The organism is Pseudomonas sp. MWU12-2345 (assembly GCF_023242385.1).
Lineage (GTDB): Bacteria > Pseudomonadota > Gammaproteobacteria > Pseudomonadales > Pseudomonadaceae > Aquipseudomonas > Aquipseudomonas gingeri_D.
In genome coordinates this window covers 1-24,654 of record NZ_JALLJA010000024.1, presented here as the reverse complement: position 1 = coordinate 24,654, position 24,654 = coordinate 1, and the positions used below count along the sequence as shown (strand labels likewise).

At 62.9% G+C, this 24,654-nt stretch carries 20 protein-coding genes; 12 read left to right on the top strand and 8 right to left on the bottom strand.

The genetic code is table 11. The annotated features are described in order from the left end of the window. Positions 1-165 precede the first annotated feature (165 nt). Both M5C71_RS30425 and M5C71_RS30420 read left to right on the top strand, forming a co-directional pair. The gene (locus M5C71_RS30425) at positions 166-564 is read left to right on the top strand and encodes an acyl-CoA thioesterase (RefSeq protein ID WP_040071787.1); all 399 of its coding nucleotides are present in this window, start codon (positions 166-168) and stop codon (positions 562-564) included. 51 nt (positions 565-615) lie between these two features. Continuing rightward, positions 616-1,518, top strand: a complete 903-nt coding sequence (locus M5C71_RS30420; RefSeq protein WP_152736629.1) for a D-hexose-6-phosphate mutarotase — start codon at positions 616-618, stop codon at positions 1,516-1,518. A gap of 141 nt (positions 1,519-1,659) precedes the next feature. On the opposite strand, the gene M5C71_RS30415 is transcribed toward M5C71_RS30420, so the two are convergent. The 5 genes from M5C71_RS30415 to M5C71_RS30395 all read right to left on the bottom strand — a co-directional run bounded on the left by M5C71_RS30415 (position 1,660) and on the right by M5C71_RS30395 (position 5,343). Next, positions 1,660-2,196 (bottom strand): DUF3299 domain-containing protein, encoded by a 537-nt coding sequence (locus tag M5C71_RS30415; protein ID WP_248746922.1) that lies wholly within the window; start codon positions 2,194-2,196, stop codon positions 1,660-1,662. An 80-nt stretch (positions 2,197-2,276) separates the two neighbouring features. Continuing rightward, positions 2,277-2,522 (bottom strand): GlsB/YeaQ/YmgE family stress response membrane protein, encoded by a 246-nt coding sequence (locus M5C71_RS30410; protein WP_103499413.1) that lies wholly within the window; start codon positions 2,520-2,522, stop codon positions 2,277-2,279. A gap of 106 nt (positions 2,523-2,628) precedes the next feature. Continuing rightward, the gene (locus M5C71_RS30405) at positions 2,629-3,711 is read right to left on the bottom strand and encodes a 5-(carboxyamino)imidazole ribonucleotide synthase (protein ID WP_103499414.1); all 1,083 of its coding nucleotides are present in this window, start codon (positions 3,709-3,711) and stop codon (positions 2,629-2,631) included. An 11-nt stretch (positions 3,712-3,722) separates the two neighbouring features. After that, a complete protein-coding gene (purE, locus tag M5C71_RS30400) occupies positions 3,723-4,214 on the bottom strand; it encodes a 5-(carboxyamino)imidazole ribonucleotide mutase (RefSeq protein WP_040071792.1) in 492 nt (163 codons plus the stop codon). Between the two features lie 211 nt (positions 4,215-4,425). Then, complete coding sequence (locus M5C71_RS30395; protein ID WP_248769466.1) at positions 4,426-5,343, bottom strand: LysR substrate-binding domain-containing protein; 918 nt, start codon at positions 5,341-5,343, stop codon at positions 4,426-4,428. Between the two features lie 181 nt (positions 5,344-5,524). On the opposite strand from M5C71_RS30395, the gene aspA reads away from it, so the two are divergent. From aspA to M5C71_RS30370, 5 genes are all read left to right on the top strand, one after another. Continuing rightward, entirely contained in the window at positions 5,525-6,949 is a 1,425-nt protein-coding gene (aspA, locus tag M5C71_RS30390; protein ID WP_103499214.1) for an aspartate ammonia-lyase, read from the top strand. A gap of 395 nt (positions 6,950-7,344) precedes the next feature. Continuing rightward, positions 7,345-8,790 (top strand): alanine/glycine:cation symporter family protein, encoded by a 1,446-nt coding sequence (locus tag M5C71_RS30385; protein ID WP_103499213.1) that lies wholly within the window; start codon positions 7,345-7,347, stop codon positions 8,788-8,790. A 133-nt stretch (positions 8,791-8,923) separates the two neighbouring features. Beyond that, on the top strand, positions 8,924-9,928 hold the full coding sequence (locus M5C71_RS30380) for an asparaginase (protein WP_248769465.1): 1,005 nt from the start codon (positions 8,924-8,926) through the stop codon (positions 9,926-9,928). A gap of 533 nt (positions 9,929-10,461) precedes the next feature. Next, complete coding sequence (locus M5C71_RS30375) at positions 10,462-10,857, top strand: hypothetical protein (protein ID WP_103499211.1); 396 nt, start codon at positions 10,462-10,464, stop codon at positions 10,855-10,857. Between the two features lie 206 nt (positions 10,858-11,063). Beyond that, complete coding sequence (locus tag M5C71_RS30370; RefSeq protein ID WP_248769464.1) at positions 11,064-12,056, top strand: AraC family transcriptional regulator; 993 nt, start codon at positions 11,064-11,066, stop codon at positions 12,054-12,056. Positions 12,057-12,071: 15 nt separating this feature from the next. On the opposite strand, the gene M5C71_RS30365 is transcribed toward M5C71_RS30370, so the two are convergent. Next, positions 12,072-14,606 carry an autotransporter domain-containing protein gene (locus tag M5C71_RS30365; RefSeq protein WP_248769463.1) on the bottom strand — a complete coding sequence of 845 codons (2,535 nt, stop codon included), beginning with the start codon at positions 14,604-14,606 and terminating at the stop codon, positions 12,072-12,074. Positions 14,607-14,906: 300 nt separating this feature from the next. Between M5C71_RS30365 and M5C71_RS30360 the strand changes: the two genes are divergently transcribed. Together M5C71_RS30360 and M5C71_RS30355 are read left to right on the top strand one after the other, a co-directional pair. Beyond that, positions 14,907-15,938, top strand: a complete 1,032-nt coding sequence (locus M5C71_RS30360; protein WP_248746929.1) for a histone deacetylase family protein — start codon at positions 14,907-14,909, stop codon at positions 15,936-15,938. A gap of 12 nt (positions 15,939-15,950) precedes the next feature. Next, positions 15,951-17,051 (top strand): polyamine ABC transporter substrate-binding protein, encoded by a 1,101-nt coding sequence (locus M5C71_RS30355; RefSeq protein ID WP_152736621.1) that lies wholly within the window; start codon positions 15,951-15,953, stop codon positions 17,049-17,051. A 38-nt stretch (positions 17,052-17,089) separates the two neighbouring features. Here M5C71_RS30355 and M5C71_RS30350 read toward each other — a convergent pair whose 3' ends face one another. Further along, complete coding sequence (locus tag M5C71_RS30350; RefSeq protein ID WP_248769462.1) at positions 17,090-20,440, bottom strand: DUF6543 domain-containing protein; 3,351 nt, start codon at positions 20,438-20,440, stop codon at positions 17,090-17,092. An 86-nt stretch (positions 20,441-20,526) separates the two neighbouring features. Beyond that, positions 20,527-22,077: a PLP-dependent aminotransferase family protein gene (locus M5C71_RS30345; RefSeq protein ID WP_248769461.1), complete on the bottom strand. Its 1,551-nt coding sequence runs from the start codon at positions 22,075-22,077 to the stop codon at positions 20,527-20,529. Positions 22,078-22,167: 90 nt separating this feature from the next. On the opposite strand from M5C71_RS30345, the gene M5C71_RS30340 reads away from it, so the two are divergent. From M5C71_RS30340 to M5C71_RS30330, 3 genes are read left to right on the top strand one after another with little or no spacing between them, the layout of a single operon-like run. Beyond that, positions 22,168-22,791: an FMN-binding negative transcriptional regulator gene (locus M5C71_RS30340; protein WP_177104106.1), complete on the top strand. Its 624-nt coding sequence runs from the start codon at positions 22,168-22,170 to the stop codon at positions 22,789-22,791. A 9-nt stretch (positions 22,792-22,800) separates the two neighbouring features. Continuing rightward, positions 22,801-23,247, top strand: a complete 447-nt coding sequence (locus M5C71_RS30335; RefSeq protein WP_248769460.1) for a GNAT family N-acetyltransferase — start codon at positions 22,801-22,803, stop codon at positions 23,245-23,247. Between the two features lie 17 nt (positions 23,248-23,264). Then, complete coding sequence (locus M5C71_RS30330) at positions 23,265-23,936, top strand: GNAT family protein (protein ID WP_103499202.1); 672 nt, start codon at positions 23,265-23,267, stop codon at positions 23,934-23,936. The last annotated feature ends 718 nt before the right edge of the window (positions 23,937-24,654 follow it).

Here is a 24,654-nt window from a genome sequence, read left to right as displayed (position 1 = left end):
TGCGAAAACGCCGTTGGGCCGAACCAGCCGCTTTCGCAGAGTTTCCCTTAGTGCGGCTTACGAGAAACGTAACGAACGTAGTATGTTCGGGCTGAATCGTTTTTCTTGAAGACGGCTATTCACCTGCAGTACCAACGTAGCGTTACGGGTCAGAGGCACCCCGGCATGATCGAACTCGAACAAGAAGATCCAATCCCGCAAGGCGATCTCGCCCTGCAAATCACCGCGCTCCCGCGTGAAGCCAACGGTTTCGGCGACATTTATGGCGGCTGGCTGGTCAGCCAGATGGACCTGGCCGGCACCGCCATGGCCAGTAAAGTGGCCGGCGGCCGGGTGGCCACGGTGTCCATCGACCGCATGGCGTTCCTGGTCCCGGTCGCCGTCGGCGCGCAATTGTCCTTTTATACCCATACCGAAGAAATCGGCCGCAGCTCAATGCGGATGATGGTCGAGGTGTGGAGCGACGATCCGCTGACCAGCGAATGGCGCAAGGTCACCGAAGCGGCGTTTGTGTTCGTGGCCATCGACGGCAGCGGGCGCACCCGCTCCGTGCCACGGCGTTAATCCGGCCGCCCGCCTGCGGCCCGTTACAACTCCCTGTCTTGCGAGAACACCATGACCACGCCCCATGTTGAAGCAGTAAAACTGGATGAGCTGAACGGCTGGCGGATCAGCCACGGCCAGGCCGAATTGCTGGTGGCGCAACAAGGCGCGCAGATCCTCAGTTACCAGTTGGCCGGGCAACCGCCGCTGATCTGGCTCAACAACGAGGCCGTGTTCAAGCAAGGCCAGGGCATTCGCGCTGGGGTGCCGGTGTGCTGGCCGTGGTTCGGCAATTTTTCGCGTAATCCGGACAGCGTGCAGGCCATGCGCCAGAGCAGCGAGGCCGCCACGGCCCACGGTTTTGTGCGGACGATGAACTGGACGCTGGAGGGCATCGAAGCGGAAGGCGAGGCGGTGAACGTGACGTTCAGCCTGCCGCTGCCCGAAGGCGGCCTGCCGGGTTGGCCGCACAAGGTTGGTCTGACCCTGCGTATTCGCCTGGGCGAGACCTTGCAGGTCGAGCTGACCAGCGAAAATCAGGACGATCATCCCGTCAGTATCAGCCAGGCGCTGCACACCTATTTCGCCGTCAGCGATGTACGTAATGTGCAGGTTGAAGGGGTTGATGGCCTGAGCTATATCGACACGCTGAAGGACTGGCAGTCGACGACGCAGATGGGCAGCTTGCACTTTAGCGGCGAGACCGACCGTATCTACCAGGATGCGCCAGCACAGTTGAGTATTGTCGACTCGGACTGGCAGCGGCGTATTCAGCTGACCAGCAGCGGCTCGCGCACGGCGGTGATCTGGAATCCGTGGATCGGCCGGGCCAGTCAGCTTACCGATATGGCCGATGATGGTTGGCAGAAGATGCTCTGCATCGAGACGGCGAACGTGATGGATGATGTGGTGACGCTGGCGCCGGGTGCCAGCCATACGTTGGGTGTGACTATCGGTAGTCAGCGCTTGGCTTGATACCGCGTCGCGGCCTTCGCGGGCAAGCTCCGCTCCCACAAGGGCGGAGTCGTACGCAAATTTTTTGCACGACTCAGGACTTAATGTGGGAGCGGAGCTTGCCCACGAAGGCGATCTGACAAGCGCCGAAGACCTCGCGCCTTACAGATCCGACTCCTTCACCACCCGCACCTTCCCCGCATCCAGCGCATACGCCGCGTCGGCCAGGTCATTGCTGACCTTCTCGATCTTCAGCGTGCCGGTCACCCACAGCGGCGTATAGATATCATCCAGCTTCAAACCCTTGGGATACCGCACCAGCACCAGTTGATTGGGCGGCGGTGGCGGCACGTGGATGCAGGCGCCCGGGTACGGCACCAGGAAAAACAGCGTGCTGCGGCCCTTGGCGTCGGTCTCCAGCGGCACCGGATACCCACCGATGCGGATGTCCTTGCCGTCCATCGCCGCCACGGTCTTGGTCGAATACATCACCGCCGGCAAACCCTTGCTCTGCTTCAACCCACCCTTGGCGGTAAAAGTACCGTCGCCCTCGGGCGTGTTGTGGGTGATTTCCGGCATTTGCTCAAGGGCTTTCTGGTCCGACTTGGGCATCAGTTCCAGCCAGTCGGTTTCCGGAAGTTCACCGGCATGGGCCAGGCCACTGCCCAGGAAAACAAGGGTCAAAAGAAGACGGCGCATGGGGAGACTCGAAAACAGAGAGGATGTCGCACATTCTAGCCCTCTCCGCCATGGCGGCAGAGAGGGTTTGATCGCCTGGATCAGTTTCTTCTGATCAGGTTGTAGATCACCAGCAAGACAATCGCGCCCACAACCGCACCGATAAAGCCGGCACTCTGACCCGCGTGATAGATCCCCAGCGCCTGACCACCATAGGTCGCCGCCAGCGAACCACCGATACCCAGCAGGATGGTCATGATCCAACCCATGCTGTCGTCGCCCGGCTTAAGGAAACGCGCTACCAGGCCAACGATGAGGCCGATAAAAATTGTCCAGATAATGTGCATGGCATTTCCCTCGGTGAGTGTGCACAGTCAAAGCCTAGTCAGCACTTTGACATCCTGCCATCAGAGGCCGGCGGCAACCGTAGGTTCCCGCCGGCACTGACTATCTTTACTCGGCGATCAACGCCTCGACCCGCAGGATCTGCTCCTGCAACGTCGCCTTGTCCGCGCAACGCAGCGTCGCGTGACCGACCTTGCGGCCGGCCTTGAACGCCTTGCCATAGTGATGCAGATGGCAATCGGCGATGGCAATCACCTGCTCCACCGGCGGCACGGCGCCGATAAAGTTGAGCATCGCGCTTTCGCCGACCTTGGCGGTCGAACCCAGCGGCAGCCCGGCAATCGCCCGCAGGTGGTTTTCGAACTGGCTGCACTCGGCGCCTTCGGTGGTCCAGTGCCCGGAGTTGTGCACCCGTGGCGCGATTTCGTTGGCCTTGAGGCCACCGTCGACTTCAAAGAACTCGAACGCCAGCACACCGACATAATTCAGCTGCTTGAGCACCCGGCCGGCATACTCTTCGGCCAGGGCTTGCAGCGGATGGTCGGTGCTGGCCACGGACAGGCGCAGGATGCCGTTGTCGTGGGTGTTGTGCACCAGCGGGTAGAAGCAGGTTTCGCCATCACGGCCGCGCACGGCGATCAGCGAGACTTCCCCGGTGAAGGGCACAAAGCCTTCCAGCAGGCAGGCGACGCTGCCCAGTTCGGCGAAGGTGCCGACCACATCGGCCGCGCTGCGCAGGACTTTCTGGCCCTTGCCGTCATAGCCCAGGGTGCGGGTTTTCAGCACGGCCGGCAGACCGATGCTGGCGACGGCGGCATCCAGGTCCGCCTGGGACTGGATATCGGCGAAGGCCGGGGTGGGAATCCCCAGGTCCTTGAACATGCTCTTTTCGAACCAGCGATCACGGGCGATGCGCAGGGCTTCGGCGCTCGGATAGACCGGCACGAACTGCGACAGGAAGGCCACGGTTTCCGCCGGGACGCTTTCGAACTCGAAGGTCACCACGTCCACTTCGTCGGCCAACTGGCGCAGGTGATCCTGATCGCCGTAATCGGCGCGCAGATGCTCGCCGAGGGCGGCGGCACAGGCATCCGGCGCCGGGTCCAGGAAAGCGAAGTTCATCCCCAGCGGCGTACCCGCCAGCGCCAACATGCGGCCCAACTGGCCGCCACCGATTACACCGATCTTCATCGTCATCAACCTCAGGCGACGCGTGGGTCTGGATTGTCCAGCACGCTGTCTGTCTGTTCTGCACGGAATTTCTTCAGCACGGTGTGGAAATGCGGGTGCTTGGCGCCCAGGATACTCGCCGAGAGCAGCGCGGCATTGATCGCGCCGGCCTTGCCGATGGCCAGGGTGGCGACCGGAATACCGGCCGGCATCTGCACGATCGACAGCAGCGAGTCGACGCCCGAGAGCATCGCCGACTGCACCGGCACGCCCAGCACCGGCAGGTGGGTCTTGGCCGCGCACATGCCGGGCAGGTGCGCCGCGCCGCCGGCACCGGCGATGATCACCTCGATCCCGCGGGACTCGGCCTCTTCGGCGTACTGGAAGAGCAGGTCCGGGGTGCGGTGGGCGGAGACCACTTTCACCTCGTAGGGGATGCCGAGCTTTTCCAGCATATCGGCGGTGTGGCTAAGGGTGGACCAATCGGACTTGGAGCCCATGATCACGCCAACCAGTGCACTCATCGTCGTGCCTCTTCTCTTGGGCGCCCGCGGGCGCGTCAAAAAACAACAAGCCACGCGGGAGACCGGCGTGGCTTGTCATACGAATCGGGGCCGGGCAAGCCGGCCGAAGGCCGCGCAGTATACCGAAAAAAGTGCGTTAAACGCACCTTTACCGACCATCTGTCGTTTGCTGGATTTTAGCCGCTGAAGGCCGGTTTACCTGACTTTCAGGTCAATTCGGACTCGGCGTCTGTGCCGCCGCGCCTTCGAGCTTGCGCCACAACAAACGCACATTGGCCTTGCGCACCAGCGCACAGCGATACAGGCGGATTTCCAGCGGCACATGCCATTGCGGGCCGCCACACACCACCAGTTCGCCCCGCGCCAACTCGGCCCGGACACTGAGATGCGGCACCCAGGCAATGCCCAGCCCTTCCAGCGCCATGCTCTTCAAACTGTCAGCCATCGCGGTTTCATAGATAGTGGTGAAACGCAGATTGCGCTGGCGCAGCAACAGGTTCACCGAGCGTCCGAGGAACGCCCCGGCGCTATACGCCAGCAACGGCACGCTCACCTCGCCCTCCAGGTCGAACAGCGGCTGGCCATCCGGCCCCGTCGCACAGACCGGCAACATCTCGGTCTGCCCCAGGTGCAGCGACGGAAAGATCTCCGCGTCCATCTGCAACGCCGCATCCGGGTCATAGAACGCCAGCATCAAGTCACAGCCACCCTCACGCAACGCATGCACCGCGTCGCCAACGTTGGTCGCCACCAGCCGCGTGGCGATATTCAACCCTTCATTGCGCAACTGCGCGATCCAGCGCGGAAAGAAGCCCAGCGCCAGGGAATGCGCCGCCGCCACCTGCATGACTTCGCCCTGCCCGCCTTCCAGGTGATGCAGATGGCGCACCACCTCGCCCAGTTGCTCGACCACCGTACGCGCCGTCACCAGGAACAACTGCCCCGCCGCCGTCAGCTCGATCGGCGTGCGCGAGCGATTGACCAAGGTCAGCCCCAGCGCCGACTCCAGGCTGCGGATCCGTCGGCTGAACGCCGGCTGCGTGACAAAGCGCCGCTCGGCCGCCTGGGAAAAGCTGCGGGTCGCCGCCAGGGCACTGAAATCTTCCAACCATTTGCTTTCGAGATTCATCGGCGCCTCCCACCATGCGCACCATTTTGGTTCACACGCTCGTCATACACAACGCGTCACATCCACATTATGCCGTTTGTGCATAGGCCAGTGCTGAACAGCATTGGCCCAAAAATTCCCTCAAGCCTAGCATTGCCAACGTTCCGGCACCGACCGGGTTCTTATCGAGATGATTTCTATCATGTCCTCCGCTGCATCTTTCCGCACAGAAAAAGACCTGCTTGGCGTACTCGAAGTACCCGCCGACGCGTATTACGGCATCCAGACCCTGCGAGCGGTGAACAACTTCCGTCTCTCCGGCGTCCCGATCTCGCACTACCCGAAGCTGGTCGTGGCCCTGGCCATGGTCAAACAAGCTGCCGCTGACGCCAACCGCGAGCTCGGTCACCTGACCGAAGCCAAACACGCGGCCATCAGCGAAGCCTGTGCCCGTCTGGTGCGCGGCGACTTCCACGAGCAGTTCGTGGTCGACATGATTCAAGGCGGCGCTGGCACTTCGACCAATATGAATGCCAACGAAGTCATCGCCAACATCGCGCTGGAGGCCATGGGCCACAGCAAGGGCGAATACCAGTACCTGCACCCGAACAACGACGTGAACATGGCGCAGTCGACCAACGACGCCTACCCGACGGCCATCCGCCTGGGTCTGCTGCTGGGCCACGACGCCCTGCTCGCCAGCCTCGACAGCCTGATCCAGGCCTTCGCCGCCAAGGGCCAGGAGTTCAGCCACGTCCTGAAAATGGGCCGTACCCAGCTGCAAGACGCCGTGCCAATGACCCTCGGCCAGGAATTCCGCGCCTTCGCCACCACCCTGAGCGAAGACCTGGCCCGCCTGAAGACCCTGGCCCCGGAACTGCTGACCGAAGTCAACCTGGGCGGCACCGCCATCGGCACCGGCATCAACGCCGACCCGCGCTACCAGCAACTGGCGGTCGACCGTCTGGCCCTGATCAGCGGCCAACCGCTGGTACCGGCCGCCGACCTGATCGAAGCCACCTCCGACATGGGCGCCTTCGTGCTGTTCTCCGGCATGCTCAAGCGCACCGCGGTCAAGCTGTCGAAGATCTGCAACGACCTGCGCCTGCTGTCCAGCGGCCCACGCACCGGCATCAACGAAATCAACCTGCCAGCGCGTCAGCCCGGCAGCTCGATCATGCCCGGCAAGGTCAACCCGGTGATCCCGGAAGCGGTCAACCAGGTGGCGTTCCAGATCATCGGCAACGACCTGGCCCTGACCATCGCGGCCGAAGGCGGCCAACTGCAACTGAACGTGATGGAACCGCTGATCGCCTTCAAGATCTTCGACTCGATCCGCCTGCTGCAACGCGCCATGGACATGCTGCGCGAGCACTGCATCGTCGGCATCACCGCCAACGAAGCCCGCTGCCGCGAACTGGTGGAACACTCCATCGGCCTGGTCACCGCGCTGAACCCCTACATCGGCTATGAAAACGCCACCCGGATCGCCCGCATCGCCCTGGAAAGTGGCCGTGGCGTACTGGAACTGGTGCGCGAAGAAGGCCTGCTCGACGACGCCATGCTCGCCGACATCCTGCGCCCGGAAAACATGATTGCTCCGCGTCTGGTGCCCCTGAAGGGCTGAACTTCACCGGACTGCAACACGCTCACCAGGTCGAGGGACTAGACACCTCTCACCTTTTGAGGGCCTGAAGGTCACTCTTCAGGCCCTTTTTTTTACAACCGAAAGTAGGACGAAGGCTCTATCCCGGCCCCTGCCTTCACCAGAAATACCCTGCGCTTCGTCGTTTGTACTACAAACGAGTACAGACGACTGCGGTGCTCATAGGTATAGTGCCGCCCCTCTTCGCGTAAGCGATCCGCGGTACAGCGGCACTGAAACACGCGAAACAACACTAAAAACAACCCGCGCAAGCTCGGGATGAAAGATCGCCAGCCCACACTGCCCAGTGACATCGGGTGTAACGCGATATTTCGAACGAGCCGCCTTTGCATCAAAAAACAGCGAGGAACCATTCCATGCTTGAGGTCATCAACGACTTCCTCTCAGGGAAATTACTGATCGTGCTCATTGTCGGGCTCGGTAGCTACTTCACGATTCGTTCGCGATTCGTCCAGTTCCGCCATTTCCGCCACATGTTCACCGTCTTCAAAGAGTCCCTTCGTGGTCAAGCTGGCCAACTGAGCTCGTTCCAGGCCCTGATGCTGAGCCTCGCCGGCCGCGTCGGCGCCGGTAACATCGCCGGTGTCGGCATCGCCGTGACCCTGGGTGGCCCAGGCGCCGTGTTCTGGATGTGGGTCACCGCACTGGTGGGCATGTCCAGCAGCTTCTTCGAATGCACCCTGGCCCAGGTCTACAAGCGCGCCGATGGCGACGGCCTGTACCGTGGCGGCCCGGCTTACTACATCCAGCACGGCCTGAAGCTCAAAGGCATGGCGGTGGTGTTCTCCATCCTGCTGCTGGTCACCTACGGCTTCGCCTTCAACGGCCTGCAGTCGTACACCGTGACCCACTCGCTGCAGAACGCCTTCGGCTTCTCGCCGAACCACACCGGCATCGCCCTGGCGGTCCTGCTGGCGATCGTCTTCGTCGGCGGCATCAAGCGCATCGCCTCGGTTTCCGACCTGCTGGTTCCGGTCAAGACCCTGGCCTACATCGGCGTCACCCTGTACGTGATCTTCAGCCAGATCGAACACGTGCCGGCCATGCTGGAAACCATCTTCAAGAGCGCCTTCGGCCTTGACCCTGCGTTCGGCGGCCTGCTCGGCAGCGCCATCGTCATGGGTGTGAAACGTGGCGTGTTCGCCAACGAAGCCGGTCTGGGCAGCGCGCCCAACGTCGCCGCCGTGGCCGCTGTGAAGCACCCGGGCGCCCAAGGCGTGGTCCAGGCGTTCAGCGTGTTCCTCGACACCTTCGTGATCTGCACCTGTACCGCCCTGCTGATCCTGCTGTCGGGCTTCTACACCCCGGGTTTCGAAGGTGACGGTATCGTCCTGACCCAGAACTCCCTGGCCGCCGTGGTCGGTGACTGGGGCCGCCTGTTCGTCAGCGTCGCCCTGTCGCTGTTCGTCTTCACCTGCATCCTCTACAACTACTACCTGGGCGAAACCAGCCTGCAGTTCCTGACCCGCAACCGCATCGTGCTGATGGTGTACCGCGCCCTGGTGCTGGCCCTGATCGTATGGGGTTCGGTGCAGAACCTGTCGACCGTGTTCGCCTTCGCCGACATCACCATGACCTGCCTGGCGTTCGTCAACCTGATCGCCCTGGCCATGCTGTTCAAGGTCGGCCTGCGGGTGATGCGCGACTACGACGCACAGCGCCGTGCCGGCGTCAGCCAGCCGGTGTTCGACTCGAGCAAGTTCGCCGATCTGGACCTGGACCTGGCAGCCTGGCCAACCCCGGGCCAAGCCGCGCCACGCGAGCAAGACGCTGTCCAGGGCGTGCCTGCCACGCAACGCTGATCGCTCCCACGGGCGGCGCCCTGCCGTCCGACGCGACAGACCTTACCAGGTGGCGTCCTGCCACCTGACGTGACACACCTTGCGCACGCAGGCATGCTGCGGCGCACGGTGCATTCGTCCAGGAGAACCCGCAATGACTTCCGTCTCTTATCCTGCCGCACAACGCGTCATGGTCCTCTATACCGGCGGCACCATCGGCATGCAGGCCAGCGCCAACGGCCTGGCCCCGGCGTCCGGTTTCGAAGCGCGGATGCGCGAACAGCTCGCCGGGCAGCCCGGCCTGAAGGTGCCGGACTGGCGTTTTCGCGAAATGGCCCCGCTGATCGACAGCGCCAATATGACCCCCGAGTATTGGCTGCGCCTGCGGGATGCGGTGGTCGATGCGGTGGAAGTGCAACAGTGCGACAGCGTGCTGATCCTGCATGGCACCGACACCCTGGCCTATAGCGCGGCGGCGATGAGCTTCCAGTTGCTGGGGCTGCCGGCGCCGGTGGTGTTTACCGGTTCCATGCTGCCGGCGGGCGTGCCGGACAGCGATGCCTGGGAGAACGTCAGCGGTGCGCTGGTTGCGTTGGGCCAGGGCTTGGCGCCTGGGGTACACCTGCACTTTCATGGCGAGATGCTTTCGCCGACCCGTTGCGCGAAGATTCGCAGCTTTGGGCGGCATCCGTTTGCGGCGCTGAAGCGTACGGGCGGCGTGGCCAAGGCGCAGACCTTGCCGGTGCAACTGGGCTACGGCCAGGCCCGACAACTGACGACGGTCGGTGTGTTGCCGCTGGTTCCGGGCATCGCTGCCGCGCAGTTGGATGGCCTGATCGACAGCGGTATCCAGGCACTGGTGCTGGAGTGCTTCGGCAGCGGTACCGGGCCGAGCGATAACCCGGCGTTCCTCGCCAGTCTCCAGCGCGCGCAGAAACTGGGGATCGTGGTGGTCGCGATCACCCAGTGCCATGAAGGCGGCGTCGAGCTGGATGTGTATGAGGCGGGTAGCCGTTTGCGTGGTGTCGGCGTGTTGTCTGGCGGCGGCATGACCCGTGAGGCGGTGTTCGGCAAGCTGCATGCGTTGTTGGGGGCGGGCCTGGAGCAGGCTGAAGTGCGGCGCTTGGTCGAGCTGGACCTGTGTGGCGAGTTGAGCTGAACCACCTCGCTGACTGGGGTCCTGCTTGATCTCAAGAACACAAGGAACCTGTAGGAGCAGGGCTTGCCCGCGAAGCTTTTGGCGTCCTCAAGGGCCCCTTCGCGGGCAAGCCCTGCTCCTACAAGGTCCGTGTTCGGCCTCAAGACGGCAGTGTTGAGGCCAACCCATTCACTCACCGGGATTGAAAAAACCTGGGCAGAACAACCTCAGCACCAGACAAATCGCTTTTTCTTGAGCGACATTTCCTAGAAAATCCCAACGCCTTGCGCCTGTCCAGCCACGTGACTAGTCTTCGTTCGTCACTGCCCCATTGCAGTGAACGGGTTTAGTCGCCCGAGCTCAATAGGCGCACAGCGCCCCCATACCTCATGGTCGGCGTTTTTTATGCCCCCCAGGTTTATGGTGGCTGTGCGTAGGGCACCCTCGGGTGCGCCGGTTTCCTATTGGCCGGTCGACTAACCTGCGTACAGCCGCCACCCCCTTCGTTTAGTCGCGAACAGTGTCGGCTCCATGACATCAATAGGAGTCATCGCATGGATAAAATCGTCCCCGATCCGCCCAGCAGGACCGCCCGCGCCCGGATCACCGCCATTCTCAAGAAAGCCAACGCCGACCTCTTGCAGGTGCTCAACAGCCAGCGCCACGAACCGCCGCTGCTGGCCGCCCTGAAAGAAACCGCCGCCCGCCCCGGCTGCGTCAACGACGGCCGTCACCTCTCGCTGTTCAACGTGCAGGAAGGCATCAGCGCCGAGCAGGCGCTGATCCATGTGTCATTGATGCTGCGCTGCGCCGAGGAGGTCTCCGATGAAATCACCGAATACGGCAGCGGCGTCGAACGCGGGCTGATCTGGTCGATGATCCATTCGGTGGAAATGGCTCGGGCGGTAGTCGATGCGTTGTTGGCGGGGTCGCAACCGACACCGACCTGAAACGCCCCCCTAGCTTTTGTGGGAGCGGAGCTTGCCCGCGAAGAAGACGCCGCGGTTTTTCATAGACACCGCGTTATCGTTCTTCGCGGGCAAGCTCCGCTCCCACATCAGATGGCACCACACCACAAAATCCGTGCTGTCCCCATCCGTCAGCCGTCGGCACACAACTTGCTCGATTCCCATACCTCCCAAGGATGGAATCGAGCATGCTCCACTCCCACCTCACCACCCTCAACGCCGTCTCCCTGGTGCTCAACGCCTTCCGCGACAAGGGCATTGCCAGCGATGCACTGCTGGCCGGCAGCGGCATCAGCGCCGCCGACCTGAGCCGCGCCGACACCCGCATCACCACCAACCAGGAGATGCAGGTGTGCGCCAATGCCGTGGCCCTGCGCCGGGAAATCGGCCTGGAACTGGGCCGGCGCATGCATGTGTCGGCCTACGGCATGCTCGGCTATGCCCTGCTCACCAGTGCCACCTTCGGTGACGCTTTGCGCCTGGCCCTGCGTTATCCGGCGCTATTGGGAACACTCTTCGAACTAAGCCTGGAAACCGACGGCGAGCGCATCTGGTTCACCGCCGCGGACTATCGGGAAAACCCGCAGTTGGCGGTGTTCAACACCGAGCTATGCCTGGTCTCGCTGAAAGTCATCTGCGACGACTTGCTGGGACACCCACTGCCCTTGCTGGCGGCGCGCTTCGAGCACGAAGCACCGGACTATCAGGCCAACTACAGCGACAGCTTCGACTGCCCGCGGCAATTCTCGGCCGACAGCAACGCGTTCGCCTTCGACCGGCGCTGGCTGGAACAACCCTTGCCCCTGGCGGACGCCATTACCCACCAGGCCATGGCCGAGCGTTGCCGCAAGCACAACCTCGAATTCACCGGCCGCCAGGCCTGGCTGGGGCGCATCCGCCAGTTGCTCGCCGCGCAACTGCACACCGCGCCGGGCCTGGAGGGCCTGGCCGAGCAGATGAAGTGTTCGGCCCGCACCCTGCGCCGCCACCTCAATGACCTGGGCTGCAGCTACCAGGAACTGCTCGACGAGCTGCGCTTCGAGCGTGCCAAACAACTGCTCGGGGAAGCCCGGCTACCGATTCACCGCATCGCCGATGAGCTGGGCTTCAGCGAAACCGCCAGCTTCCGCCACGCCTTCGTGCGCTGGAGCGGGGTCAGCCCGAGTCAGTTCCGCCCATAAGACGCGAACAGCGGCTCAGAAGCGCAAGGTCCATTCACCCTGAACACCGTGCAGTTGGCGATTGTCGGCGATTTCCCCGGTATAACCGACGCCCAGGGCATGGTTCTCGGAGAAGCGCCAATCCAGTCCCGCGTCCACCACCAGGCTGTCGCGATCCAGCGTGGCGCTGCGGATCTCGAACGCATCGCCGCCCAACGCGGACGACTGCATGACGGCGTGGGTGAGTTGACCATACCGGTGTTTCCAGCCGGCACTGAGGCGCGGCGCCAGGCTCATGCCACGATCCAGTTGGTGTTGCTGGGCAAACCGCGCGCCCAGGGTACTGCGCAGATTGCCTTGGGAGTGGGCCTTGACGCTCAAGGCCGCATCGCCGCCTTTTTCCGTGTAGCCGCGACGGTGATAACGCTGATAGTCGAGGCCGGCAAAGGGCTCCACACTCAAGTTGCCAAAGCCCAGGGCGTAGCCGATCTCACTGAACAGCTGCTGGCTGCTGGCCTGGTGCCTGCCCGATAGACGCTCACTGAACCCCGCGAAAGCCACATCACGCCGGGTGTTGCCATCATGGCGACTATGAACGGCACCGAGACGGGTCGCCCAGGGACCGCTCTGATGCAACGCATAAGCCCCCAGATGCCAGCTGTCGATCGTACCCTTGAAATGGCTGCCATCCAGGCGCGTCTGCGATTGACCGCCCACCACCCCGAAGCGCCAATCGGCGGCCCGTGCCCAGTCGCTGCCGATCAGCAAGCCTTGGGTCTTGCGCTGCATGGCCTGATCGTTCTGCTGGCTGCTCTCGAGTTTACCCGCGTTCCCCAGACCGTGAACCCACACCCGACCCTTTGCGCCACGGCTATCCGCATCGAAAGCCAGCGTGGCGGGTCTGCCGGAGGAGGTCTCGAAGCCAGGCAAACGGCGGTCATCGCTCCACTGGCGCATCGCCGAGAGCATGCCGCCACCGACCTGGCCGGCACCGCCCAGGGTCGCATTGCCCAGGTTGGCGTTGTGGCTGCCCGAGAGCTGACTCATGGCGATTTTCGCCGTCGCGGCGTTACTCGTGATCAGGCTGGAGACCAGGGCCGGGGGCTGCGAAGCCTGCCCGACCGCGACAGGCGTCGCAGCCGTGGTGTCATCGACATGCTGCCCGTCGGGCGCAGGGGCCGGGGCAAAATACGCGGTCTGCCCGAGGCTCGCCGCCAGGCGCTTGGCGTTCCCGGATTCGGCGATCTGCTCCAGAGGCACATAGTTGCGGCTATAAATCAGCCCGACATCCGTGGGGGTATAGGACAGCCGGTAGGTCATGAAGGCCAGATCGCTGACCACCTTGTGAAAAGCACCTTCAACCTGGCCGGCCCGCAGGACCGTATGCGCACTGGTCGACGGCACACTGTCGGCGGTGGGCCTCAGGACCAGCGTCGCCCCTTGCAGATAGGCCGTGCCACCAACGTCGATGGTCGAACTGCCGCCATCGCGGTCAATGCCATACACCAGCATCGAAGAAGGGCCCATCGTGAGATCACGCGTGACGATAGGTGCACCCGACTGGGAGTTGGCGAACATCGTCCCGTTGACCACCAGGCTGTCGGTACTGCCGCTGCCGGAATAGACACCAAACTGATCAACCCAGGTGGCGCCGGTGATCCCACCGTTATTGATCAACTCCGCGCCGTTGCCGACACGGGCCTGGGCGCTGAAATCCGCCGGACCGGTCAAGGTCCAGGTGCCCTGGTTGACCGACAGCGATTCAAAGTTGCGGGTATTGCCCAACATGCCGCTGCCCCCTTCAAGGAGCAACAGGTCCGACCCGCTGCCACCGTCGATGGCCCCGAACACCTGGGAGCCGCTGTACAGCGCCAAGGTATCGTTGCCGCCCCCCAGATCTATCGCCGTGCCGGCACGGTAGGCACCTTTCATATAGGCGCTTGCGGTCGAGCCATGGGGGTCCTGGTTTTGTATGTAGGTGGTTTCGATCAAGCCGTGGTTGGTCACGCTGTCATCGTGATTGCCATTGAGCCTGATCCCCCGGTGCCCACGAATAATGCCGCGGTTCACCACGTTGATCGGACCTTTGCCCTGGCCCAGGATGCCGAAGCTGGGCCCCTGGATCAGCGCATCCTCGGCGTTGACCACCAGGCCGCGGCCGATCGAAAGCCCCGAAGAACTGCCGACACCCTTCGGCACATCGGCCTCGATAACGCCGTAGTTTTCTACCCGCGCCAGCCCGTCGATCCTGACCCCGTTGTACCCCGTGAGAAAAACACCCTCGGTACGATCGCCGGAGATACGCCCCCAGTTCAACACCGTGCCGTTACCGTAGGCACGGACACCCGAGCCACTCAGGCCTTTCACCACGCCATCGTTGCGCAGGGAGATATTGCGCCAGGTAAAAAGCCCATCGGCGCTCGACGCCATGATCGACGAGGCATCGCCCAGATGCTCCACATACAGTGTGTCGCCCCGGCTCACCCGGCTGGAAGCCAGCAGAGGTGGCGCGAAGGCAGTGCAAAGGGCTAGCGCAACGGCCCAGCCAAGGGGGTGTTGTATCGGCGGCATGTCATTCCCTACCTGGAGTTATCGGAGGCGAGAATGTATCCATCCTTATCAAGGACCACTGTCGGGCAAAGCGGATCGCGGCGGCAGGTTGCCTCTGTAAGGCTGTCCGAAAAAATCCGTAACAACTAACCCCCGGGCGTGCGCCTTTTCAGGCCACGGCGTCACCCTTCGCTCCGTTCAGGGGCGAAATCAGGACATATATTTTGGCCATATCGATCCCCTTTTGGCCGCTCCCACCGTTCTCCCAAAGGCGCCGGGCATCAAGAATGACGCCATGCCCACGCTATCGGAGAACAATAAATGCTGACGGTCTATTCCGACGATCACCACCTGCACCACGGCCGCTGCGAGCTGATCGACGGGCAATTGATGCCCTGCTTTGAAATGCCTTCGCGGGCCGACCATGTGCTGGCCCGCGTGCAGCATCAGGCCCTCGGCCCGGTGCGCGAGCCGGAGGATTTCGGCCTGGAGCCGATCCGCCGCGTGCACGACGAGGCCTACCTGAATTTCTTCCAGGGCGCCTGGGAGCGCTGGGCCGCACTAGGCCATGACGGTGATCTGCTGCCCTTCACCTGGCCGGCCCGCACCCTGCGCCGGGTGATCCCGAAGAACCTGCACGGCGAACTCGGCTACTACAGCTTCGACGGCGGCGCGCCGATCACCGCCGGCACCTGGCAGGCAGCCTATAGCGCGGCCCAGGTCGCCCTCACCGCCCAGGCCGAGATCCAGCGCGGCGCCCGCAGCGCCTTCGCCCTTTGCCGTCCGCCGGGACATCACGCCGCCAGCGACCTGATGGGCGGTTACTGCTACCTGAACAACGCCGCCATCGCCGCCCAGGCCTTCCTCGATCAAGGCCATCGGAAGGTCGCGATCCTCGACGTCGACTACCACCACGGCAACGGCACCCAATCGATTTTCTATGAGCGCAGCGATGTGATTTTCACCTCGCTCCACGGCCACCCGGAAGCCGAGTTCCCGTTCTTCCTCGGTTATGCCGACGAGCTCGGCGAAGGCCCCGGTGAAGGTTTCAACTTCAACTATCCGCTGGCTGCCGGCACGGCCTGGGACCAATGGAGCGCGGCGCTGGAACAGGCCTGCGGCGAGATCGAACGCTACGCACCCGATGTACTGGTGGTTTCCCTGGGCGTGGACACCTTCAAGGACGATCCGATTTCCCAGTTCAAGCTCGACAGCCCGGACTACCTGCGCATGGGTGAACGCATCGCCCGCCTGGGCAAGCCGACGCTGTTCGTGATGGAAGGCGGCTACGCGGTAGAAGAAATCGGCATCAATGCCGTGAACGTACTCGAAGGTTTCCAATACGCTCAATGAGGAATTAGAAGAATGAACAAGCTCAAGCGTCTTATTGCCCCAGCCCTTTGCGCCGCCGTGCTCAGCACCGCCGTCCACGCCGAGGAGCGCACCCTGCGGGTCTACAACTGGTTCGACTACATCACCCCCAAGGCCCTGGACGACTTCAAGGCCCAGAACACCCAGGTCAAGCTGGTCTACGACATCTTCGACACCAACGAAGCCCTGGAAGCCAAGCTGCTCACCGGTAACTCCGGTTATGACGTGGTGGTGCCGTCCAACGTGTTCCTCGCCAAGCAGATCGAAGCCGGGGTGTTCCAGCCCCTTGACCGCAGCAAGATCCCGAACTGGAACCACCTGGATCCCAAGCTGATGAAGCTGATCGAAGCCAACGACCCGGGCAACAAGTTCGCCGTGCCCTATATGTACGGCACCATCCTGATCGGCTTCAACCCGGCCAAGGTCAAGGCGGCGCTGGGCGACAACGCGCCGGTGGACAGCTGGGACCTGATCTTCAAGGAAGAGAACATCAGCAAGCTCAAGCAGTGCGGCGTCGCCCTGCTCGACTCGCCGTCGGAGATCCTGCCGCTGGCCTTGCAGCACCTGGGCCTGAACCCCAACAGCAACAACCCCAAGGACTATGAAAAAGCCGAGGCGCTGCTGCTGAAGATCCGTCCGTACATCACCTATTTCCACTCGTCCAAGTACATGGCGGACATTGCCAACGGTGACATCTGTGTGGCCGTCGGCTACTCCGGCAGCTTCTCCCAGGCCGCCAACCGCGCCAAGGACGCCAAGAACGGTGTGGTGGTGGACATGCGCCTGCCCAAGGAAGGCGCGCCAATCTGGTTCGATATGCTGGCTATCCCCAAAGGGGCGAAAGATACCCAGGACGCCTATACCTTTATCAACTACCTGCTGCAACCCCAGGTGATCGCGCCGATCAGCGACTTTGTCGGGTATCCGAACCCGAACAAGGACGCCACCGAAATGGTGGATCCGGCGATCCGCCACAACGCCAACCTGTACCCGACCGAAGCGGCGATGAAGACCCTCTACACCTTGCAGCCCCTGGACCAGAAGGCCGAACGGGCCCGCACGCGGGCCTGGACCAAGATCAAGTCCGGGATCTGAGTGTTGCCCCCGCCCCCTACAGGGGGTGGGGGCGATCTTCAGGTACTCGGTGGCAGGAACAACGCCGCTGCCAGCTTGGGTCCGATGTTTTCACGCCAGATAGCGTCGGGTTTGCTTCCGGCGCTCTCCTGGGCCCTCTGAAAACTGAGCCCTTTTAAACGTTGCTCGCGGGTCTTGAGGTGAGCCTTGGAAAAATGGGCCACCGGCGCGGCCGCCGTCCGGTAATGGAAATGCGCGTACCACAACGGCCTGCCCTGCCGGTCACGAATCTCGTACTCTTCGAGAAAGTCTTCGCCCTTGCCGCCGGAAATATCCCGGCGGCCACCCAGCTTGCGGATCGTGATCTGCTCTTCCTGCGCCAGGAACTCAACGGCGGCGGCGGTCGGCAAGCGCCTCTTGGTCAGGTTGATCCGTAGACTCAGCCCCTTTTTGTTCAAGGTGCTCGCGGCCTGCTCCAGGTCGGCAATCAAAAACCGGGGCGACTGTGAAAGCCCCTGGGTCAAATCCCGCAGTTCCCTGCCGAGCACTGAAAATGGCTGCGCCTTCATCCCGAGCATGTCCTCGATATCGCGCGGGACCTGCACCAGGCTCGCACTGCGTTCAGCGTCCGCCAGCAGCATCGGCACGCTCTCCAACAGATCACGGGCCTTCTTCTCCAGCGACTTGAGCTTCTTCGCGGCACGCACACTCAATTCGCCCACGCCGCCCAGCAGGCGCAGGCCGCGATCCAACTGCCAAAGCCCCGAGCTGTCGAGCCTCAACCAGGGACCCTGTCGCGCCGGGTGACTGTCATCAATGATCACCACCCCATCGAGTTTGCGCGACACCCGAAACCAGGCATCGTCGACCCGGGCATAGAAAAGCTTGTCGCGCCGATACAGACCTTTCCAGTCGCCCGACTCCAGCAAGGTGCCGGGCGCCTCGGACAGCGACAGCTTGAACTTCTCCAACCGGACCAGCTCGGAAGCCGTGAACTGACGCCCCGGACGGGTCCAGGCAAAGACCAGTTGATTCGCCGCGCTGACGGCAGGTTCCTTGATCACCGCGTTACTGAGGACCGGCCTCGGGCCCACGGCCCCGGCTTGCCCGATCAGTGGCCGACGGTGATACACCAGCACGACCGCCAGGTTCAGCAAGACGTCGGCGAACGCCACCCAGGGATGGGACGCATGGGAATCGGCCAAGGCCTTGAGGCTGGAGAGCAATTGCACGAGCCAGCCGAAACCCGCCAGGGGCCCAGGCAACAAGGGCTGTAGCAGGCCGAACAAGGCCCAACCCAGATCGACGAAACGGTTCCAGCGATCCTCGGCATTGGACACCGAGTCCGCCTCGGCCTGCGCGATCAACGCCTCGACGCTGGCGGCGAACAGTGCCGCGCAAAACGACCCGGACAGCGGCGTGGTGTCCAGCGCAGCCGGCTCAGGGGTGTCCGGGATATTCCAATCGGAGTTGGTCACCCGGGTCAGGTGCGGCTCCTTGAATCCGCCATCCTCATAGGTTGAACGCCTTGCGCTGTCCAGGCCGTCGAGGACCGACTGCTGCAAAGGTCCCTCCCGCTGGATGGCCGTCAACAAGCCGACCCAGGATGGAAACTCAAGCAAGAGCACCCTGGCGCCGGGGCGGCACAGCACCTGCGGGCCCTGGGCCGTCGCCTGCGGGCCAATCACAAACATATTGCGCACCCGGTCCGCCGTGGCACCGGGATGCGCCAGAAAAGCCATTGGCCTGACCACGATGGGCTGCCCCAGCACCTCACGGACGCCAACGTCCCGGGTCACCACCGCCTCGACATAAAGACGGGCGGTCTCCGTCAGTTTCCGCTCGAGCCGCAGCTCCAGCGCCCACATCGGCAGCAGGACCCGCAGGTAGTCGGTAAACAGCCCTTCTTGCCGGGCTCGTTCGGCCTGATCGCGCTGCAATGTCTGCCCGAGCAACTCGGGGTAGGTCCTGCCGATATCGGCGTCGCTCACCGCCGTGCGCAGCGCGTCATAGCTCATCCAGGGAGGCGCTGTCCGACCCTGGTAATGAACCTGCGCCAATGCGCCAAGAGGAAAGGCCTCAAGGTTCTTCAGCGCCATGGCGACATAATCCTGGGCCTGTGACTCATAGCGAGCGTCAAGCGCACTGTCGACCATTTCGGAGGGACTGTTGGCGATACGCGTCAGGGTCACGCTGATATCGCTGACCGACACGCTCGCGGCCGCTGGATATTTCGCCTGCAAACTCGCCCGCAACGACTGGCCGGCAAAGGTCCGGATATCGGGAATGCCATCGAGAAACGCCTTGCCGGCATGACCCCGATGCACCGTCGCGAGCGCCGCCACGTAACGACCATAACGCGTGCGATCCGCCGCCGACGCCTTGCGCAACGCCTCGGGGAGCAAGTCATCCAGGCTCGCCAATTTCGCCTCGTGACCGGAACGAAAGGCACCGAACAAGGCCTGCAAACCAGTCAACTCACGCAGGTGTTGCTCAAGGGCCTCCGGGTCGCGATAGTCACTTGGCTTGATCGCATCGATGGCCTCCAACTGGCGTACCAGCAGGCTCACGGTCAGGGCATCGAAGATATGATGGTCCGGCGAGTAACTCCTGAAACCCGAGTCCTCGCCGCTCAATGTCACGCTCAGGGACTCTTCAAGCGCTCGGGTGGAATCGAAGGTTTCTATCCCGCCGAACAGGCTGTAAAGCAAGACGATCTGGCGTTCGCCAACCCAATGGCTGATAACCAGTGCCTGGATGCGCAAGGGCTCGGGACCCTTGATGCGGCTATCGATGATAGGGATATAGGCCTGCGCGCAATCACTGCCGAACCTGGCTTGGCGCGCCCGCAGGTCGGGATAGTCGAGCACCGCTTCCACGGTGGCCAACTCGTCCCCCGACAGCGCCGCGCACGCCAGGCGCAATTGCGCCGCGAAGAATTCGGAAAGGCGCTGCCAGGGGGCGACATCCCCCGCCAGTGGCGAGTTCCAGAAGTCCACCAGACCCTGTTTGTACGCCTCCAGCAACAACGGAGCCCACTCGTCCAGCAGCGTATCGAGCATCTCAACGCTCAGGGACAACTGCTCTGGATGCTCCGCGCCCGGATAGAGCGTCACATAGCTGCCGGCCGGACATATCCGCTTTTCTTCGCCCAGCAAGCGCTCGATCAACAAGTGCGCCAGGGTCAGGACCCGGTATTCCACCTGATTGCCGCACGGTTCCGGCTCGATCAGCGCGGCATGGGTCAGCCGCTCGCCCTGCGCCGGGTAGTGATCTTCCAGCATGTCGCGGACCAGGCCGGGCGCCACGCTTTCCAGGGTCGGGCGCTGGGCAAAATAATCACTGAGGGTGTAGACCCTCTCAGCCTGTTCGCTTTCGCTCAAGACTGCGCGCGCAAGGGGGGACGTCATGTCGATTTATCCTGGTGGCGGGTTCCGGGAATAAATAAACATCGACCGCGCGAGGGTATGCGGTAGCCGGTTAATACCCTGCGCGGCTAGACCTTCCAGACCGTGCGCAAGCGCGCCAGCGCCGACTCGATATCCGCCTCCGGCACCGCCGCGAAGCCCAGGACCAAACCAGCACGCCGGTCTTCGGGCGGTTCGGGCCGGGTGATCCAGTAGCTGCTCAGGGGACTGATTTCGACACCGACGCTCTCGGCCTGCGCGATCAACTCCCGCTCCCGGGCCAGACTCTCCACCGGCACCGTCAGGTGCAGGCCCGCCGCAACCGCCGGCAAGTCGCCACAGCCCGGGATATTCGCCGGCCAATGGGCCAACAAGGCGTTGCGCCGGCTCAGCGCGGCCCGGCGCATGCGGCGGATATGCCGCTGGAAGTGCCCGGCGGCCATGAACTCGGCCATCACCGCCTGGGTGCTGACCTCCGAGTGCCGCATATCCAGGGCGCGGCGCTGGGCAAAGGCCTCGACCAGCGTCGACGGCAGCACCAGGTAGCCGAGGCGCAACGCCGGAAAGGCGATCTTGCCGAAGGTCCCGACATACAGCACCCGCCCCTGCCGATCCAGCGCCGCCAAGGGCGCCAGTGGTGCACCGCTGTAGCGGTACTCGCCATCGTAGTCGTCCTCGACGATCCAGCCGCCGGTGCGCTCGGCCCAGGCCAGCAGCTCCAGGCGCCGGGCCAGGCTCATGATCACGCCGGTGGGGTATTGATGGGAGGGGGTCACATAGGCCAGCCGACAGTCCGGCAATTGCGCGAGTTCGACGCAATTCAGCCCTTCATGGTCCACCGTCACGCCATGCAGCGTGGCCCCCGCCACCGCGAAGGCCAAACGGGCCGCGCGGTACCCGGGATTCTCCACCGCCACGCCATCGCCGGGGTCCACCAGCAACTGTGCACAAAGGCTGATGCCCTGCTGCGCGCCACTGGTGATCACAATTTGCTCAGGCGTGCAGGACAGGCCCCGAGAGCTGCGCAAGTACGCCGCGATCAGGCCGCGTAAGCGCGCCTCCCCCGCCGCCTCGCCGTAACACAGCAACTGCAAATCCGGTTTACGCCAGAAAGCCGCCTGCAGCTTGGCCCAGACGCCAAAGGGAAACAGGTCGAACGCCGGCACGCCGACCCGAAAAGCCCGCGGCGGACCGCTCGGTGGCTTGTGCATCGGGTTGCTCTCGATGCGCTCCATGGCCAGATTGTGGATAACTTTACTGGATGTAACCCCAGCGGTTTCGGGTGATTTTGTGGATAACCCTGTGGGTAAGCCTGTTGAAAACCCTGTGGATAGTTTTGTGGACAACTTTTTGATCGGCAGGGCTTTTTCCGGCAGTTGCGCGACGTAGGTGCCATCGCCGATCCGGCCCTCGATAAAGCCTTCGGCGTAGAGCTGGTCATAGGCCCGCACCACACTGTTGCGGGAAATCGCCAGGGCGCTGGCCAGATCGCGGCTGGCCGGCAGACGACTGCCACTGGCCAGGCGCCCGTCGAGCACCCGCAGGCGCAGGGCCTGATAGAGCTGGCGACTGAGGCCCTTGGCCGGATCGAGGTGGATCCCGGCAGGATCGAACGGCAGGGGCAACGATGGACTGGGCATGGCATTGGACCTATGAAAATCGCCGGTAATGGCTCTTACAACCAACCAATAGCCTGCCTAGGATGAGGGTATTCGCCAAGGAAAATTTCCATGTACACACCCAGCGCCTTTTCCGAGCAAGACCTGCTCACCCTGCAGCAACATATCCAGGGCACTCGCCTGGCGACACTGGTCACCCATGGCAAGCTCGGCCTGCAAGCCATCCATGTGCCGCTGTTGCTGCGACCCGAGCAAGGTCCCAATGGCACGCTCTATGGCCATCTGGCCCGGGCCAATCCGCAGTGGCAGGAACTGGCGGAGGGCGGTGAAGTGCTGGTGATCTTCCCGGGAGCCGATGCCTATGTCAGCCCGTCCTTCTATCCCGCCAAGGCCGAGCACGGCAAGGTCGTGCCGACCTGGAACTACGTGGCCGTGCATGCCTACGGCCAGGCCGAAGTATTCGATGACGCTGATCGCCTGCTCAACCTGGTCAGCGCCCTGACCGACCGCCATGAAGCGGGCCGGGACAAGCCGTGGAAAGTTGCCGACGCCCCCGCGCCGTACATCGAGAGCATGCTCAAGGCCATTGTCGGTTTTGCCATACCGATCCAGCGCCTGGAAGGCAAACGCAAGCTCAGCCAGAACCGCAGCGCCGCCGACCAAGCCGGCGTGCAACAAGGGCTGGCGGCCAGCGCCGACAGCCAGGACCAAGCCCTCGCCCAATTGATGCGCTAAGGAGTCACCATGAGTTCCATCGAGATCCGCCCGGTCAGCGCCGCCGACCAGGCCGTTTGGCGCCCGCTATGGCAGGCCTATCTGAAGTTCTATGAAACCGAGCTGCCGGACGCGATCTACCAGTCGACCTGGCAACGTTTTCTCGACCCGGCCGAAACCACCCACGCCGCCCTCGCCTGGCAGGACGGCAAGGCCGTGGGCCTGGTGCATTTCATCTACCATCGGTCGAACTGGAGCGAGCAGAATTCCTGCTACCTGCAGGACCTGTTCGTGGCGCCCGGCCAGCGCGGAACCGGGTTGGGACGGCTGCTGATCGAGCATGTCTATGCCACGGCGGCCGAGGCCGGGTGCAATAAAGTCCACTGGCTGACCCACGAGACCAACGCCACGGCCATCCAGCTGTATGAACGGATTGCCGAGCGCCCCGGTTTCATTCAATTTCGCCAAGCGTTGTAAGCCTCAAGGAAAGCCTCATGTCGATATCCCTAGCAAACTGGAAAGGCGCGCCGGCACCTTCGGCCCAGCGTCTGGAGGGGCGTTTTATCGTCCTGGAAAAACTCGATCCGGCCCGCCATGGCGACGATCTCTGGCAGGCCCTGACGGGCCCCGGCGCCGATCCCAAGCTCTGGGATTATCTGCCTTACGGTCCATTCCCGGAGCGCAGCGCCTTCAATGACTGGCTGAACAACCATGCGGCCAATAGCGATCCGTATTTCTTCAGCGTGGTCGACAAGGCCAGCGGTGAGGTCCAGGGCATTCTCAGCCTGATGTCAATCGTCCCGGCCCAGGGACGTATCGAAATCGGCCACGTCACCTTTGGCGCGCCGATGCAGCGTTCGCCCAAGAGCACCGAGGCGGTCTATCTGCTGGCCAAGGAAGCCTTCGCCATGGGTTACCGGCGCCTGGAATGGAAGTGCAACAACGACAACGCCCGCTCGCGTACGGCGGCCGAGCGTTTGGGCTTCAGCTTCGAAGGCGTGTTCCGCCAGCATATGGTGGTCAAGGGCAGGAACCGCGATACGGCGTGGTACAGCATTATCGATTCGGAATGGCCGACGGTGAATGCCGGGTTCGAGCGCTGGTTGTCGGAAGAGAACCTGACCGAGGTCGGGCAAATCAAGTCCCTGGTCGAGTGCCGGGGTTAACCGGACAGCCTGAAAGCGCAGCGCCCCTCGACCTGAAAATACGGTGGCTGACGCGTCGGCCACCGTAAGACCACAGGGTCATAAAACACACCTCGAATCGTCACCAAACCGGTGACATATCTTGCAAAAGACGGGTAAAAATCCCGACATTTATCGATTACATGGATAGATACATTTCGGCCTCAATTTTCCAGGAGGTCGAAATTCCATGCCAACGCCCCTTAATCGACTCGCCATATCGGTCGCACTGGCATCCAGTGTTATTGCCAGTCAGCAGGTACTAGCCTATCCGCAGACGCCAATACTCAGCCGACCTATCGACCCGAATGCTACCTATCTCGGAACGACCCCAGAGGGCGGCACTGTGTGGGAGGCTCCCATTGGTTCCGGTCAACAGCCACCAGTCCCTCAGTACCCACAAGGTCTAAGGCCCAATACCTATACGGTCGTCGACCCAAACCCCACCGCTCCCGGCGTTTTTTGGGTCAAACCTAACAACGGGAATACGGCCCCCGTTGAGGCATACATCCAGCCCGACGGCTCTGCTGTTGGGATATACGTGTCGCCCCTCCCGCCACTATGCCCGCAATGCGCTCCCGGTCAACAGCCACCGCTCCCTCAGGTGCCACCGCTACACCGGCCTACCACCACGAGCACCGGTATTGTCGAAACCAATCGGAACAATATCGCTGCCAACACGGCCGCTCACAAAACTAAC

Bases quoted from the DNA above. Each gene is read 5' to 3' on its own strand.
- M5C71_RS30425 (WP_040071787.1), top strand. From the start codon at position 166: ATGATCGAACTCGAACAAGAAGATCCAATCCCGCAAGGCGATCTCGCC.
- M5C71_RS30420 (WP_152736629.1), top strand. From the start codon at position 616: ATGACCACGCCCCATGTTGAAGCAGTAAAACTGGATGAGCTGAACGGC.
- M5C71_RS30415 (WP_248746922.1), bottom strand. From the start codon at position 2,196: ATGCGCCGTCTTCTTTTGACCCTTGTTTTCCTGGGCAGTGGCCTGGCC.
- M5C71_RS30410 (WP_103499413.1), bottom strand. From the start codon at position 2,522: ATGCACATTATCTGGACAATTTTTATCGGCCTCATCGTTGGCCTGGTA.
- M5C71_RS30405 (WP_103499414.1), bottom strand. From the start codon at position 3,711: ATGAAGATCGGTGTAATCGGTGGCGGCCAGTTGGGCCGCATGTTGGCG.
- purE (WP_040071792.1), bottom strand. From the start codon at position 4,214: ATGAGTGCACTGGTTGGCGTGATCATGGGCTCCAAGTCCGATTGGTCC.
- M5C71_RS30395 (WP_248769466.1), bottom strand. From the start codon at position 5,343: ATGAATCTCGAAAGCAAATGGTTGGAAGATTTCAGTGCCCTGGCGGCG.
- aspA (WP_103499214.1), top strand. From the start codon at position 5,525: ATGTCCTCCGCTGCATCTTTCCGCACAGAAAAAGACCTGCTTGGCGTA.
- M5C71_RS30385 (WP_103499213.1), top strand. From the start codon at position 7,345: ATGCTTGAGGTCATCAACGACTTCCTCTCAGGGAAATTACTGATCGTG.
- M5C71_RS30380 (WP_248769465.1), top strand. From the start codon at position 8,924: ATGACTTCCGTCTCTTATCCTGCCGCACAACGCGTCATGGTCCTCTAT.
- M5C71_RS30375 (WP_103499211.1), top strand. From the start codon at position 10,462: ATGGATAAAATCGTCCCCGATCCGCCCAGCAGGACCGCCCGCGCCCGG.
- M5C71_RS30370 (WP_248769464.1), top strand. From the start codon at position 11,064: ATGCTCCACTCCCACCTCACCACCCTCAACGCCGTCTCCCTGGTGCTC.
- M5C71_RS30365 (WP_248769463.1), bottom strand. From the start codon at position 14,606: ATGCCGCCGATACAACACCCCCTTGGCTGGGCCGTTGCGCTAGCCCTT.
- M5C71_RS30360 (WP_248746929.1), top strand. From the start codon at position 14,907: ATGCTGACGGTCTATTCCGACGATCACCACCTGCACCACGGCCGCTGC.
- M5C71_RS30355 (WP_152736621.1), top strand. From the start codon at position 15,951: ATGAACAAGCTCAAGCGTCTTATTGCCCCAGCCCTTTGCGCCGCCGTG.
- M5C71_RS30350 (WP_248769462.1), bottom strand. From the start codon at position 20,440: ATGACGTCCCCCCTTGCGCGCGCAGTCTTGAGCGAAAGCGAACAGGCT.
- M5C71_RS30345 (WP_248769461.1), bottom strand. From the start codon at position 22,077: ATGCCCAGTCCATCGTTGCCCCTGCCGTTCGATCCTGCCGGGATCCAC.
- M5C71_RS30340 (WP_177104106.1), top strand. From the start codon at position 22,168: ATGTACACACCCAGCGCCTTTTCCGAGCAAGACCTGCTCACCCTGCAG.
- M5C71_RS30335 (WP_248769460.1), top strand. From the start codon at position 22,801: ATGAGTTCCATCGAGATCCGCCCGGTCAGCGCCGCCGACCAGGCCGTT.
- M5C71_RS30330 (WP_103499202.1), top strand. From the start codon at position 23,265: ATGTCGATATCCCTAGCAAACTGGAAAGGCGCGCCGGCACCTTCGGCC.